The sequence below is a fragment of the Ensifer sp. Root31 genome (genome assembly GCF_001424825.1).
Taxonomy (GTDB): domain Bacteria; phylum Pseudomonadota; class Alphaproteobacteria; order Rhizobiales; family Rhizobiaceae; genus Ensifer; species Ensifer canadensis.
In genome coordinates this window covers 40,632-54,033 of record NZ_LMCO01000032.1, presented here as the reverse complement: position 1 = coordinate 54,033, position 13,402 = coordinate 40,632, and the positions used below count along the sequence as shown (strand labels likewise).

Sequence of the window (13,402 nt, the reverse complement as noted above, 5' to 3'; positions counted from 1 at the left end):
CCGCCACCGAAATCTTCAGCTTGGACGTATCCAAGCCGATGAAAATTACCCTATCTTCTTTCATGGTTCGCCCTCGCTAAGCGTGGGGCTCGGCTCCGGCCTATCCAGAGCAACCCCCGAATTCAGCTTACCGCGGGGGCGGCCACCTTCACCCCACGAACATACGGTCTAGGGCAAGCTAGCAGAAGGTCTAGGGCTACCTATCGCCACGTCGTGAGCAAACGCCGGTTCGAATAATAGCTATGACACCCCGTGTTGCATCATTCTTCCACCAGCGCCGAAGCGCGGATAGCGCGGTTGCAATCGAGACCACGGACTTCTGCAACTCAGATAACACACTGAAGGGATCCAGCTGTGAAGGTCATGGGCAGAACGGGACGAACAGGTTCAAAAGTGAACACTGTCGCGCAGCAGAACAATCGCAGCGGCACTGCGACGCCTGGTGCGAGAAGCGATGCTGTCTCAGACGGTGGGCCCTCGGCATCCGATTCCGGCCGGGGATGCCGCGGCGATAGTTGCGCGGGCTGCTCTTCTTGCTCCGCCATCGACGCATTGGAAATCACCGGTCTTAAGTATTTCCACACCGACAGCGCGCTCGCCGATCCCGAAGCGCTCTATTTGGGTGTTCGACTCCGTGACTTGGCACTGCTGCCCGGCGGAAAAGCAATCCACGGGATGCCCGACGGGTGGTTGGCCGACCTTGCGTCACTCTGCAGGAAATAGCCCATGAAACCGCTCGTCGGAACGAGGGCACTGTTCAGCGACTTTGCGACATTTCCAGTTCTTTGGTTCCGCCGTCGCCGGAACCGCTAAGGAGGTGGCATGAAAAAGGCCGCGCCCGCTGAGAGAACGGATCACTGAGAGATGCCGATGATGATCGAGGGACAGTCACGCTTCCAGCCTTTCGGCTTATCTTATTGGGGTTTTCGAGATCTCAACAAGGGAGTTGGAAGCATGACTGCCTCTTATGATTACCATATCGGGGTGGACTACCACAAATCCTACAGCCATCTGGTGGTGCAGGATTCGGCGGGTAAGACGCTACGCTCTGGCCGGGTGCCGGGAGCCAAACGCCACTCTGTGACCGAAGCCACAGGCATCAGGTCACGCACTGGAAACTGGTTCGACAACCGAGGAATCACCCATCCAGCGGAAGGAAGAGATTTAGCCGATCGGCGCAAATGCCGGTCAAAACACAACCGAACCCAAGGAAAGCCGCCAAATGGAGGTGTTTTGCCCCTTGAGTTCTTTCATTGGAGACCATGATGAAGTCTATTCTTCGAACCATGCTTGTTCCTGCCGTTGTTGCTCTAGGAGCCGTACAAGTCGCGATCGCGGCAGACGACGGCGCGAGGGTCACGCCGTTGATGTCCAAGGACTTGCAGGATTATCCCGGAAAGGAGGGATTGATGCTGTCGGTCGAATATCAGCCAGGTGGCTCATCGCCCATCCACCGACACGACGCTCACGCCTTCGTCTACGTACTGGAGGGCTCGATCGTGATGCAGGTGAAGGGTGGCAAAGAGGTTACCGTCGCTCCAGGGGAGACCTACTACGAAAGCCCTTCCGACATTCACCTGATTAGTAGGAACGCGAGCACGACCAGTCCGGCGAGGTTCGTTGTGGTGCTGCTGAAAAAGAAGGACGCGCCGGCGGTTATGCCCGTCCAATGAACAGTCCAACCTGAAAAACGAAAGGAAAGCAAACCATGCAATCTCGTCAAAGCGACTACTTCAAACTAGCTGAACCGGGCATCAAACACCTCTTCGCGCTTGAGGGTGCTTTCAAGAATGGTCCGCTGGAGCCGAAGCTGCTGCACCTTGTTAAATTGCGCGCGTCGCAGATCAATTCCTGCGTGTTCTGTATCCATCTGCACACTACAGAAGCTCTCAAGGACGGCGAAGAGCCGATGCGCCTATATCTGTTGACGGGGTGGCGTGAGGCAACGATTTACACCCGACGCGAGCGCGCTGCTCTTGCCTGGACAGAGGCGCTGACCAACGTGGCGCAGACCGGGGCACCCGACGAGGATTGGGCGCTGATCGAGGAGGCTTTTACCGCAGAAGAGCGATCCTGGCTGTCCCTTGCGATCGGAGCGATCAATCTTTGGAACCGGATTCAGGTAGGATTCAGGGCTACTCATCCTGCCTGATTGACCGCGCTGCGCCATCTTGACTACGTCTGTGTGGCGCAGCGGTTCCCGTGCCGGCATGTAGACTTGACGGGATCGGGCAGAAGACAGCGCCGGACCCACGAGCTCTCGAACCGGGCCGCGAAGCTGACAGTCGAAAATTCGTAAGTTCTTTTTTCACGCTATTGCGTTACTAGTTGAAAGCAAGACACTGCATCCGGACGACAATGCCCAATTCTTGGGAGCGGATTAATCGCCCGGACGCCTACTATTGGAGCCCGGGCCGCCTCTGGCCAAGACACACCGCCCAGCAGGTTCTTTCGGCGAATTCGCCGTGTAGGTAATTTCGAAGACGCCACGGAGTCGGAAACGCGTTGCAGACGACCCGCCTTGGCTCCATTGAGAACTTCGGCGACACGATTTTACGCTTCCGCCCTTCCCAAACCCGAGCCGCTTCGTACAACGTGAGAACCTCAATTTTTACGTATCGTCCGCTAGGCGGAGCTGCCGATAAGCAGAGGTCCCGCGCAAATCGCGGTAACCTGGCGATGGTGGTGAGACCCCACCCATGAGTGACGCCGCTCGATCCCGGAAAATTGATCCTGCGTCGGAAACAGTCGGCGCTGTCCACCGAATTGATCCGTGGACAGCGATGTGTGCGCGTTCAGGATGGCAAGCGCCACTTCGACGGGGCGACTGGCTTCATCGAAGTCGTTGGCACCCGTTACCATGGGGAAAGCGGTGATTTGCGGGGCGCTATTTTGCGCTAGGTGTAAGCACGAAGTCCCAGTTGACGAAGTGGAACGGCTTAAACTGTCCAAGATTTTTCAACCCAAGCTTTTCGGCCTCATTAGGCGTGTCAACTTCTTTGAAGTGAGCGATAAGGGACTCCCTGACGCCGAAGACCGTATCCTCATTCAGATAGCGACAATCATTTGGAAAGATGTGCGTTATAACAGGCTCGTAGCCCGGCGCGCTGACGATGAAGTGGATGTGGGCGGCACGATTCGGGTGTCGATTTAGCTGCCCTAGAAGTTGTCCGACCGGGCCATCATCTGGAATCGGGTAGTAACGGGGTTTGGTTGAGCGATACCAGTACGTCCCGTCCTCCTCGGCGGTGAAGACACCCCGCAGGTTCCAATCAGGTTGGATGTCTTTTTGTTGAACGTCATAGAATCCGTCATTGTTTGTCTGCCAGACATCCACCAGGGCCCCAGGTATCGGATTGCCCTCCAGATCTGTCACCCTGCCCTTCACAACCAGCGGCTCGCCCTTGCCGTCGAGACAGATATTTGTCCCGTTTTGATAACGCGGGGCCTCCGGGACATAAAATGGGCCAAGCACCGTATTTTCCGTTGCGCCAGCGGGACGACGGCTATTGATGACCTCGACTAGCATCGACAGTCCGAGGACGTCGGAAAGCAATATGAATTCCTGTCGCCAATCCGTGCATTTGTGGCCAACCGCCGTTAGAAAACTGATCGCCTGCTGCCACTCTTCGTGCGTCGGTTCAATCTCCTTCGTCAGCATGTGGAGATGCTTCACCACCGCTGACATGACCAGCTTCATCCGCGGACTTATTTTGGAACCCATACGGGCGTTTACCGTCCCAACCGAGTTTTCTTCAGTCAGGAAAGCAGTTTCCTTGGTGGTCGTCCTCGTATTCATTCTTGCTCCTCCAACTTTCAACTGCGTTCGGGACGCGATCCCTCATGGGCGCGCTTAAGTAGTTCGATCAGGGGTTTCCGCTCCAAAGGTCTGGGGTTTTTGTACGGTTGCGCCAGAACAGCAGTGATTGCGGGCTCGATGCCGTCCAGCGGCATCCCCAGTTCTCCTAAACCTGCTTTGATCCGGAGCTTTTGGTTTAACTCATACAAAGACTGCACCGGATCACGATTGAAGGTTCCGCGTAGCTTGCTGACGGCGTCAGGAATGGCTGGGGTATTGTACGCCACCACATGAGGGAGAAGCGCCGCGTGCATTTGGGCGTGCGGTAAATCGAACATGCCGCCCAGGGTATGGCAGAGCTTGTGGTGAAGAGCCATTGAAACTGATCCGAGGCAAATTCCGCTTAGCCACGCTCCGTAAAGAACCCTCTCTCTTGCCGTCGCGTCGTCTTGACCGTCCGAGAGATGCGGCAAGGCTCCATACAAGGCGCCGATTGCCTCGACGGCGATCAGGTTCACGACCGGATTTTGGTTTTCGGCATAGAGAGCCTCGATGGCGTGCGCCATCGCATTTATGCCGCTTGCCGCGGCGACGTCTCTCGGCAGCGTCCTGGTCAGGTCGCTGTCGTAGATAACGGTTTCAGGCTGAATCCTGGAATCGGTGCGGGTGACCTTCTGACCGTTTTCCGTTTCACCCAGGATTGGCGTCATTTCTGACCCGGCGTATGTCGTGGGAACAACGACTTGGGGAAGGTCCGTTCGCCAGGCGATCGCCTTGCCCAGCCCCGTGGTGGAGCCCCCGCCGATGGCCACAATCCCGTCGGCACGCAGATCATCTACCAGCCGAAGCGCATCTTCGGTGACCGACACTGGCGTGTGCATCGTAGAGTTGGGGAACACGCCAACGGCGACTGAACCGACCGATCGGGCGCACTCTCTTACGTAATCTTCCTGTCCAGGGGTCGCAAGAAAGAGCGCGCGCTTCATGCCCAGCCGCTCAAAGAGGTCGTGCCGGCGCGAAAGCGGCGCCGGCACAGGTTCATCAGGCAGCGTTGACGGTAGCCCGGTCCCCGGAAGAGCCAATGTAGCCCTCGTGAACGTCCTGAGCGCGAGCGTATTCCGGCTGGAAGCGAACGTTGGCATAATGGGCGTTCTTCTCAGCTTCCTGCGCGCGCTTTCCGAGCTCGGCGGTATCGCCGAAACCAAGCACTTCGCGTGCGAGCGCAGTGAGAGGGCCGTCTACATGGTACTCGGTACGCTGGAGCGTAAGAAGGTTTATGAGATAGAGCGGCGTTCCATTGAACTTTTCGAACATCTCGTGGCGCGTGCCCCATTCCGTCAGGAACCGCTCGCTGATCTGGCGGAAGATCTTGATACGGTCATGTGCGCTGATCTCAGCCCCACGGAGTGCCTCGGCAAGTTTCGGACCGAGGTAAGGATCATCGAGCTCCCGCTTCGTCGGTTGAAGCACGATCCCGCGGCCGCAGAACTCGATCAGCATGTTCACCATCTTCGGCTGATGTTCCAGATAGTGAGCTCGACCAAAGTCGATGTAGATGTTGTTAGGCTTGAAGAGACCTCCCGGAGTAGCGAAGCCGGTCTCTTCGGCAGCCAGCATGAAGGCCGTGCAGGTTTCACGGAACCTGATCATTTCAGCAAGCTGAGACTGAACCACCGGATTGTTGCTTGTTCCGAGGGATTGAGTAAGCAGAAGCGCGAGGCCAACCATTAGTTCGGCATGAACACAATGGCGGATCTGGGTTTCCAGATGCACCCAGTCGAACTGGCGCTGTGGATACCATTTGGCATGCTCGGGGCTGCCGATATGCTGCACCTGAGACCAGGGGATCAGAACGTCTTCGAAGTAAACCATGGCGTCGAGTTCGTCGCCGATGGTAGCCAGGGGTCGATCGTAGGGGTCTGCGTCGGGCTGAACACGGGACTCGCGGGCGACTACCGAGATACCCTTGGTAGCAATCGGAACCAGTGCGTAGACCGTCTGCTCAGATGTCTGGCCCGGCCGCCAGAGATTGCCGATGAGGATGTGGTTGACGAAAGGAACAGATGTGCCGATAGCCTTCCAACCTCTTACGAGAATGCCGTCGTCGCGCTCTTCCACGATGCTCAGCATCGGGGTCTCGCTCAGTGCTTCAACCCGACCGCGGTCGAATTGAACGTCAACGAACATCGGAGAGATGGCCAAATCCTTGCTGGTAACCTCGTCCCATTGACGCTGGATGTTGCCGGACAGATCGCGATGACCGTTTTTGAAGCGGGAATTGTCGGCCCATGGCTGCTGGTCGTCGACCTGTGTGAACATCACGCAGTTCATACCCATCGGAGGGCGGGTGAAGATGCCGCCTTTGAAGTAACGGAAGATGAAATCGGCGTATTTGCGTCGGCGGACTGCGTCTTCCTTCGTCCGGGGAAGGAACCAATGCATGGACTGGCGGTTGCCCTTCTCGTCGATGAACGTCGCGATGTCCTGATTGGCGGGATCGAGATGCAAGTCGTAATAGTCCGCTATCGCCTGCGCATAGCCTCGCGTCTTAGGATGAGTGGTGACATCGTCGATAAGTTCCCCACCGACATAAACACGGCGTTCGTCGCGTAGCGATTCAAGATATTCTTTACCCGTTCTCATGATCTTTCCTCTGGAGTGTTGCAGTCGAGCTGTTTCTGGAACGTCGTTGCGTCCCAGTAGTCTTCACTGCGCGCGATCTTTCCGTTCTCGAGAGTGAGAACCATCAACCCGCGCAGAGAAATTTTTTGGCCACGAGGGACAATCGGTCCCAGCGAGGAGCACAAGGTCCCAGTCAATGTGTACTGGATCGCGGCTCTGCCCTCGTTGCCTGCGATTATGGAGCCGAGCTTCCATTGGGCGTCGGGAAACCAGCCAATGAATTTTTGCAGGCCATCGGCGATGGCCTGCGCGCCTTCTTTGGAGCGACCATGAGCGATGTCCTGGTGGATTGCATCCACTGTGTAGAGTGCAGCGACATCGCCCGTGCGATGACTGTTGTAGGCGGCGCAGAACGCCCTGACGACAGCAGTTATTGCAGCGGCTTCCATCACGACATAGCCCTCTGCATTGAAACCCCCTGCATGTACTGTCCTTCTCCGTAAAGGAGCGGCTTCTTGGCAGAAGGCGCGAGGACCGCCCGGACCTGCGCCAGCATTACGAGATGGCTGTTCACGACAAATGTCGTGTTTGCTCTACAATCAAAAGTTATGAGCGAGTTCCTAAGGACGGGCATCTGAATCCTGTCGGGAACCGCTGCCGAGGGGAAAACGAAATCCTCAATGAATTTGTCCTCTCGGGGCCTTGAGCAAAATTGCGAGACTGCCACTTGCTCCTCACTGAGGATGTTCACGGCAAAATGGGGATCACGGGTGATGTCGCTGGCAGTCACCGTGTCTCGATTTACACAAGCAATCAGGATGGGGGGGTCCATGCATACCGGGCTAAAGGCGCTTACGGTCATGCCCCATGGACGGCTCTCATGGAGAGTCGTTATGATGGTGACGCCGCCGACGAATTTGCGCATCGCCGACCGAAATGCCAGCGCTTCCGGCCCAGCATTGAGCTCCCACGGCGGGAAAGCATCGTGAACATCTTCAAATGAAGAATTGACATTGTCTTGATTGCGCATAACTCCTCCTTTGCGCAAACGTTACTTTGTTTGCACTCGCTAATGAACAAGATGGACACTCATGATCGCTAGATATACTAACAATCGACTGCGGATTTGCTTTCGTTCCCAAAGATTTTTTATTGACTTGGATGTTACGCTGCTGTCGTAATGTGTCCAATCGATTATTCGGAAGGAATCTATCGAGCTAACGGATACATAGGGAGGAGCAATTATGAACCTTCGGGGAGTGGATCTTAACCTGCTAGTGGTCCTCGAGGCCTTGCTTCGTGAGAAGAGCGTAAGCCGTGCAGGTGAGCTTGTTGGACTAAGCCAATCGGCGACGAGCGCTCCTCTCAGTCGATTAAGAGACCTGTTTCATGATCCATTGCTGGTTCGCGTGGGCCGCCAATTGGCGCTGACTCAGAACGCGGAAAACTTGGTGGAACCGCTAAGGGATGCTCTGAGCAAAGTTCAGCAAACCCTTATGCAACAAGGTGGTTTCGATCCGCTGCTCGATGCTCGCACTTTCACCATAAGCGCCTCAGATTACGCCGTTCTCGTCTTGCTGGGGCCACTGATCAAACGCTTGGAGACTGAAGCGCCGCAGATAACCCTCCATCTTGTTCCGCGTTCGCGAGACACCGAAAAGATGCTCCATGACGACCTCGTGGACGTTGTGATCGAGCCGAGCGAATTGCTTCCCGATAGCGACTTCCCGTCCGAGCCTCTTCTGAGTGACAGATGGCTGTGTGCTGCCGATTGCAGGAACAAGGCAGTTGGGGGCGCGGGCAAGGTTTCGATGGATGCATTCCTTCGCTCGTCGCACCTTGCGTACGGCATCGGCCCCGACCGGCGACCAAACCTGGCCGACCAGCATTTGGCGCGAGAGGGCATCAGCCGCCGAATTGCGGCAACGGTCGAAAGTTTCGTACTGGTCCCGTTCCTTCTGCGCGACTCCAATTTGATAAGTCTAGTATTGGAAAGGGTAATCCGCGAGCTTGCAGCGCCGGGCATAATAGGCGCGGAACCGCCGATGTTGTTACCAGACATTCATGAACGCATGTTTTGGCACCCAAGGCACACGAGTAATCTCGCACACTGCTGGTTGCGTGATTGCTTGCGAAAAACAGCAGCCGAAATCCAAGGCGGCTCTGCGCCCCCAATGCGTTGAATAGGCCGGCCTGCGCGGAGAATTGATCTCGATCGTAAGCCGCTATCGCGGCCAATGGGGGCGACTTTTTTTCTCACGAAATCTGCCGCATGGCTCTAGGGCGACGGCGACAACTGCCAGCCAATCTTCTTCGAGACCTTCCTGACCGACCGCGGCATCGAGTTCGACACCAAAATGTCGAGCAGGCAAGCCGGCGCTAGGCAACAAGGCAAGAGAAATCGCCTTCGCCCGGAACGATGGCCGACTTAGGCAAATATCCACACGCTGTTGCAGATCTGTTTATTCATATGTCATCGCCAGTTTCAAGGAAATCGAGCCTCCTGAAATCAGGGTCGTGGCCAGCCACCATGATGATCAACCGCTTCCTGTCATTGCGTTCACGCGCCGCGCCGGAACACCGATCACTCGAGAATGGTCCCGAACTCTCGCTGCTTCCGGCGACAACGGTCTCGTGCTGCTCAATACCGAGGCTCCATGCGGCAAGCTAACACACCTCGGCTGTAAACTGCTTTATGGATGCGCATGCGGCTCCAACTTGTGGTCATCTGGCCCGCCCGGACCATGAGGATGCTCGACACTGTAGCTATGAGTTGTCTTCGCTCCGTGACCAACAGAGCCATCACGGTTCGCGCCATAGAATACGAAGTGCAAACCCCAGTATGCGGTACAGAAGACGACCAACGCGACTGAGAGCCCGACAGGAATATTGACCACCCGGCGTTTGAAGGCAGTCATCAGGTCGACGCCCCTGCGGTGGTCAGCGGCGACAGCGATCAAAATGGCCATGATTAAGCCGTGGCCGATCAGGTCAACACGACCGAATGGCCAGACCGCGGCCGTGAAGATGACGAGCAGCACGATCGCGGAGAGCCTGCGGATCAACGGGGTCCAAAGCAAACCGAAGCCAAGTGTGAACTCGGTGACGCCGGCCATCGGAATGAAGACGTCTCTCGGCATGCCAAATGTGAGAAACGGCTTCTCCACGACCAGGGGATAAAACCAACTTGGAAAAGCAAATTTTTCGAGACTTGACCACATCAGAGCGATCGCAAGGCCCCAGCGTAACGCTTCAAAACGGCGCGACCTTAGTTCTTCATTCTTGAGAGGCTCAAGTATGAGATATCCGGCAACACCGAGACCCAACGCCAGGTAGTCGAACAGGTGGAAGAGATCATAGTCCCGCAACGCCAGTACCCAGAGGGCGACAATTCCAATTCCGGCGATGGGCATGGTGCGTCTGGAGAAAATGCAACAGGCAATCACGAACTGAAGCCAGGAGACCCACTCAGCAGGGGTCTTGAGATCTGGTGTCAGATACACGCCGCCGACGGCAAAAATGGCAATGAAGAACGCGGCGATGATCGACCTGATGTAGTCGTCCTGGCGCATCCACAGGGGATCGGTCATCCAGTTCAAAGCGTTGATGGCTGTTTCGCCCACAGATGTGCGCTCTAAGATGCGGGTTAGAATGAAGAATACCAGGACCAGGGCAATTCCTGCCCAGAACCACGTATCCTGCAAGGTATCGCCGACCAGCTCAGGCGGTGCCCCAACGATGTAGGGGGCAAACCACTTCACGTGAGCGAATGCCGGTATTGGCGCGAGGGTGATAATTGCCCAAGCAAAGAAAACCCGTATCGGCGGTTGGATCTGCTTCCACATGGAAGTCACTTTCTTTGAGAGGATGTTTTCACTGAAAGGACGCGACAATGAGTTCGTGCGCCGGCCCGAAAAATTCGCAATGGAGGCGCAGCCATTGAAGTCGTAACAGCGACCTTTGCCTGGTGGCTACCTAGCCCCGCTCCAGCTCTTCGCATGGAAGCCACGGCGGACATACCGATCAAGATCACTCCGCGTCTTCGCGCACGAAGATCGGAAGCCTTTCGCAGAAGTGGCCCCAAAATTATCGGGTTCTGAACGGCAAGAGCGTGAGGTTGATCTGCAATTCATTCTGAGAAGCGCGGCAACCCAGTTGTACAATCAGTCGCCTCTCCTCCGCCTCACCTACTCCGGCACGCTCGCAGTATTCAGAAACGCGCACTAGAGGGGGCGCTTCCTGTGAACAGCGGGAGGATATGTCATTCGATTGCACTCAGGATACCTCGTCTTCGTTCCCGCCGACCGTCGGACATGGTGCCGGCATGGACGCAATGATAGGTACCCTGCGGCGAAACCGAAGCTATACGAAGGTTTGGCACGGATCGGGAACCGCACCCCAGCTGTATGTCAGCCTGGAGAAGCAAGTTGCTTAGTGCGCCGCGACCACGCCTTTTCTACAAGCAGATGTGTTCCGAACAAAGGCCGCGTCTGCAAGAGGAATTGCCAGAATCAAACATGCGTATAGCTAAAACAAGCGGCAGAGAAGGCTATCATGCCCGTAACCAACATCTTGGCATAACACGCGCGGCGACGGTCTCTTGCTGTCGGACGCAAAAACGGGTCGGGCAGATCGGCATGACAATAACTCATTACACCCAGTACGTCAGGGATCTGAAGACGACCATCGATCAGGTTCGTGAAAAGCCGTCATTGTTCGAGCGTGCAACCATAAAGCTAGCCATTTGTCGGAACGGCTATGCCTATAGGAGCACGGAGCGGCTTCAAGAGCGATCCCTGGTAAGCGAGTACAAAATTGGCCCGGTCCATAGTCAGGCGCTCAAGCACGACGACGGCACACTCAGCCGTGAGGAAATAGAACACTTCTTCAAGCTGCCGGAAGTCTACGCGTACTCCGACCTGGCGCTGACCTTCGACCGCAGTCCGCTGATGAACGCACATTGGGACGCGACTATCGGACTGGTGGATGCCCGCGTGACATCGATCAGTGGTTCAGCTATGCGGCAGAGGATGCTGTTCATCGGCTTCACCGACCCAGTGCATGCTGAATTCGCCTTGCAAGTCGATGACGCCTTGCTTGTTCACAATCACCGTACGGGTTCGCAGTTCTTTGAATGGATCGACGAAAACTGCGAGTCGCCGAAGGATGAGATGGTGAGTTCCGGCAAGCCTGCGACAACCGCGAAGTCCGAACAACGCTGGTCGCCTTTGCGGATCAGATGGTGGAGCGCTGGTTTTGCGAGCAGACAACAACGCGGTCGCCTATAGGGTGGGTCGCACAATCACGGCCGTCGCTGTACATGTGCAGCGCTGTATCCAGCCCGCCGCTCATCGTCGAAACGAGAACCTGTCGTCCGAATGTACCATCTCGATAATTGGGGTTGCCATTTTTGGTTTGGTTTTGGGCGGTTCGACTGTCGTCCGTAGAGATGCCGATCCACCGAAGAAGTTGTTGGCTCAAGTAAGAGGGCCTACCATCAGCTGTGGCGCACCAGATGAAAGCTACGACCGCGCTTTCGCGGAGAGCCGCCCGAGCGCGCGGCCGGCAAACGCCCCTACATTTATTTCGACACGATGGGGCACGATCCCGAGATCATCCGCAGCCTGACCGGCTTCTTCGGCGCAGAGCGGGTGCTGGCCGGAACGGACTGGCCGATCCTTGCCGCACTCGACGGCAAGAGCCTGACCGAGAGCCTCGCGGAAGCCGGACTAAACGACATGGATTTCCGACGTGTTGCCGGCGGCAATGCCAGGCGCCTCCTCGGCTTGCGAGAGACAAAGGGCTGCCGCCGCCGAATAGACACCCGACAAAACGAAGCCCGGATTTTCGGTCCGGGGCTTCCTTTTTTGAGCGGAGCTTGCCCGGCAGACAGCCGGGCAAGCCGCCTCAGGCGACGCGCTGCGCCCGTGTGAGCGGAATGATCTCTGCCTCCGCCGCGCCAAAGCGCGGCAGCCGGCCTTCGAGCGGATGGCCAGGGTCGGTGAAACCGGGGGTCGATGGGTGGCCAGCAGCGACCAGCCGGTCGACCAGGGCTTCGTCATCGGCATCGATCTTCACGTCTAGCGCACGGACATAGCCGTCCCATTGCTCTTCGGTCCGCGGTCCGCCGATGGTCGAGGTGACGAGACGGTTGTTCAGGACCCAGGCGAGCGCAAAATCCGCGGCGGGAATGCCTTTCGCCTGAGCGTGTGCAGCGATTTGCTTGGCAATCGCGATGGATTCGTCGCGGAATTCGACGTCATGCATGCGCTTGTCGCCGCGGCCCGCCCGCGTATCAGCGCCAGGTGCCTCGCCCACATTGTATTTGCCGGTCAAAACGCCGCGCGCCAGCGGGCTGTAGGTGACGACGCCGAGCCCATAGGCGGCTGCCGCCGGCAATTGTTCGGCCTCCGCCGTGCGGTTGACGATGTTGTAGAGCGGCTGGCTTGCGACCGGTCTGTCGATGCCGAGTTCATCGGCGAGCTGCGCGATCTCGGCAATGCGCCAGCCGCGGAAGTTCGAGACGCCGAAATACCGCAACTTGCCGGCCTTGATCAGATCGGCGATAGCCCTGACCGGCTCCTCCAGCGGCGCGTCGAACACGGCGCGATGGAAATAGAGGATGTCGATGTAATCGGTGCCGAGATTGCGCAGTGAGTTCTCGACCGTCTGGTAAACCCATTTGCGCGAGTAGCCGCCGAGGTTGGGTCCCTTCTTGTGCGAATTGACGAACTTGGTCGCCAGCACCCAGTGATCCCTGTCGGCCTTGATGCCACGCCCGACCACCTCTTCCGACTTGCCGTCGTGATAGACGTCGGCCGTATCGATGAAGTTGATGCCCTGTTCGCGTGCCTTGTCGATGATGCGGAAGGCGACATCATCAGGCGTCTGGTTACCGAACATCATGGACCCGAGTGTCAGCGGTGATACCTTGAGGGCACTGCGCCCGAGATAACGATACTCAACCATTTAAAATCTCCA

12 protein-coding genes and 1 pseudogene are annotated in these 13,402 nt (G+C 56.9%); 6 read left to right on the top strand and 7 right to left on the bottom strand.

Annotated elements, in window-relative coordinates; translation table 11 throughout:
* Positions 1 to 864 precede the first annotated feature (864 nt).
* The 3 genes and pseudogenes from ASD00_RS41915 to ASD00_RS24420 all read left to right on the top strand — a co-directional run.
* Positions 865 to 1,059, top strand: a pseudogene (locus ASD00_RS41915) (IS110 family transposase); the annotation flags it as partial.
* Between the two features lie 206 nt (positions 1,060 to 1,265).
* Positions 1,266 to 1,673, top strand: a complete 408-nt coding sequence (locus ASD00_RS24425) for a cupin domain-containing protein (protein WP_057209659.1) — start codon at positions 1,266 to 1,268, stop codon at positions 1,671 to 1,673.
* 35 nt (positions 1,674 to 1,708) lie between these two features.
* Complete coding sequence (locus ASD00_RS24420; RefSeq protein WP_057209658.1) at positions 1,709 to 2,152, top strand: carboxymuconolactone decarboxylase family protein; 444 nt, start codon at positions 1,709 to 1,711, stop codon at positions 2,150 to 2,152.
* 735 nt (positions 2,153 to 2,887) lie between these two features.
* Here ASD00_RS24420 and ASD00_RS24410 read toward each other — a convergent pair.
* From ASD00_RS24410 to ASD00_RS24390, 5 genes are read right to left on the bottom strand one after another with little or no spacing between them, the layout of a single operon-like run.
* A complete protein-coding gene (locus ASD00_RS24410; RefSeq protein WP_082523713.1) occupies positions 2,888 to 3,799 on the bottom strand; it encodes a dioxygenase in 912 nt (303 codons plus the stop codon).
* 17 nt (positions 3,800 to 3,816) lie between these two features.
* Positions 3,817 to 4,941, bottom strand: coding sequence for a maleylacetate reductase (locus ASD00_RS24405; protein WP_082523712.1), 1,125 nt, complete (start codon positions 4,939 to 4,941; stop codon positions 3,817 to 3,819).
* Positions 4,841 to 6,442: a 4-hydroxyphenylacetate 3-hydroxylase N-terminal domain-containing protein gene (locus ASD00_RS24400; RefSeq protein ID WP_057209654.1), complete on the bottom strand. Its 1,602-nt coding sequence runs from the start codon at positions 6,440 to 6,442 to the stop codon at positions 4,841 to 4,843. The genes ASD00_RS24405 and ASD00_RS24400 overlap by 101 nt, the downstream gene beginning before the upstream one ends.
* Positions 6,439 to 6,870, bottom strand: coding sequence for a nuclear transport factor 2 family protein (locus ASD00_RS24395; protein WP_057209652.1), 432 nt, complete (start codon positions 6,868 to 6,870; stop codon positions 6,439 to 6,441). The genes ASD00_RS24400 and ASD00_RS24395 overlap by 4 nt, the downstream gene beginning before the upstream one ends.
* A complete protein-coding gene (locus tag ASD00_RS24390; RefSeq protein ID WP_057209650.1) occupies positions 6,870 to 7,451 on the bottom strand; it encodes a flavin reductase family protein in 582 nt (193 codons plus the stop codon). The genes ASD00_RS24395 and ASD00_RS24390 overlap by 1 nt, the downstream gene beginning before the upstream one ends.
* A gap of 214 nt (positions 7,452 to 7,665) precedes the next feature.
* On the opposite strand from ASD00_RS24390, the gene ASD00_RS24385 reads away from it, so the two are divergent.
* The gene (locus ASD00_RS24385) at positions 7,666 to 8,604 is read left to right on the top strand and encodes a LysR family transcriptional regulator (RefSeq protein ID WP_057209648.1); all 939 of its coding nucleotides are present in this window, start codon (positions 7,666 to 7,668) and stop codon (positions 8,602 to 8,604) included.
* Between the two features lie 510 nt (positions 8,605 to 9,114).
* On the opposite strand, the gene ASD00_RS24380 is transcribed toward ASD00_RS24385, so the two are convergent.
* The gene (locus ASD00_RS24380; RefSeq protein ID WP_244496122.1) at positions 9,115 to 10,266 is read right to left on the bottom strand and encodes a hypothetical protein; all 1,152 of its coding nucleotides are present in this window, start codon (positions 10,264 to 10,266) and stop codon (positions 9,115 to 9,117) included.
* Between the two features lie 582 nt (positions 10,267 to 10,848).
* On the opposite strand from ASD00_RS24380, the gene ASD00_RS24375 reads away from it, so the two are divergent.
* Both ASD00_RS24375 and ASD00_RS24370 read left to right on the top strand, forming a co-directional pair.
* Complete coding sequence (locus ASD00_RS24375; RefSeq protein ID WP_156407937.1) at positions 10,849 to 11,709, top strand: hypothetical protein; 861 nt, start codon at positions 10,849 to 10,851, stop codon at positions 11,707 to 11,709.
* Between the two features lie 306 nt (positions 11,710 to 12,015).
* On the top strand, positions 12,016 to 12,354 hold the full coding sequence (locus tag ASD00_RS24370; protein WP_063963345.1) for an amidohydrolase family protein: 339 nt from the start codon (positions 12,016 to 12,018) through the stop codon (positions 12,352 to 12,354).
* On the opposite strand, the gene ASD00_RS24365 is transcribed toward ASD00_RS24370, so the two are convergent.
* Positions 12,329 to 13,390 carry an aldo/keto reductase gene (locus tag ASD00_RS24365; protein ID WP_057209644.1) on the bottom strand — a complete coding sequence of 354 codons (1,062 nt, stop codon included), beginning with the start codon at positions 13,388 to 13,390 and terminating at the stop codon, positions 12,329 to 12,331. The genes ASD00_RS24370 and ASD00_RS24365 overlap by 26 nt on opposite strands.
* Positions 13,391 to 13,402 lie beyond the last annotated feature (12 nt).

Excerpts from the sequence above, each read along its gene's own strand:
- ASD00_RS24365 (WP_057209644.1), bottom strand. The coding sequence starts at position 13,390 with ATGGTTGAGTATCGTTATCTCGGGCGCAGTGCCCTCAAGGTATCACCG.
- ASD00_RS24400 (WP_057209654.1), bottom strand. The coding sequence starts at position 6,442 with ATGAGAACGGGTAAAGAATATCTTGAATCGCTACGCGACGAACGCCGT.
- ASD00_RS24410 (WP_082523713.1), bottom strand. The coding sequence starts at position 3,799 with ATGAATACGAGGACGACCACCAAGGAAACTGCTTTCCTGACTGAAGAA.
- ASD00_RS24425 (WP_057209659.1), top strand. The coding sequence starts at position 1,266 with ATGAAGTCTATTCTTCGAACCATGCTTGTTCCTGCCGTTGTTGCTCTA.
- ASD00_RS24370 (WP_063963345.1), top strand. The coding sequence starts at position 12,016 with ATGGGGCACGATCCCGAGATCATCCGCAGCCTGACCGGCTTCTTCGGC.
- ASD00_RS24390 (WP_057209650.1), bottom strand. The coding sequence starts at position 7,451 with ATGCGCAATCAAGACAATGTCAATTCTTCATTTGAAGATGTTCACGAT.
- ASD00_RS24385 (WP_057209648.1), top strand. The coding sequence starts at position 7,666 with ATGAACCTTCGGGGAGTGGATCTTAACCTGCTAGTGGTCCTCGAGGCC.
- ASD00_RS24395 (WP_057209652.1), bottom strand. The coding sequence starts at position 6,870 with ATGGAAGCCGCTGCAATAACTGCTGTCGTCAGGGCGTTCTGCGCCGCC.
- ASD00_RS24380 (WP_244496122.1), bottom strand. The coding sequence starts at position 10,266 with ATGTGGAAGCAGATCCAACCGCCGATACGGGTTTTCTTTGCTTGGGCA.
- ASD00_RS24405 (WP_082523712.1), bottom strand. The coding sequence starts at position 4,941 with ATGCCAACGTTCGCTTCCAGCCGGAATACGCTCGCGCTCAGGACGTTC.
- ASD00_RS24420 (WP_057209658.1), top strand. The coding sequence starts at position 1,709 with ATGCAATCTCGTCAAAGCGACTACTTCAAACTAGCTGAACCGGGCATC.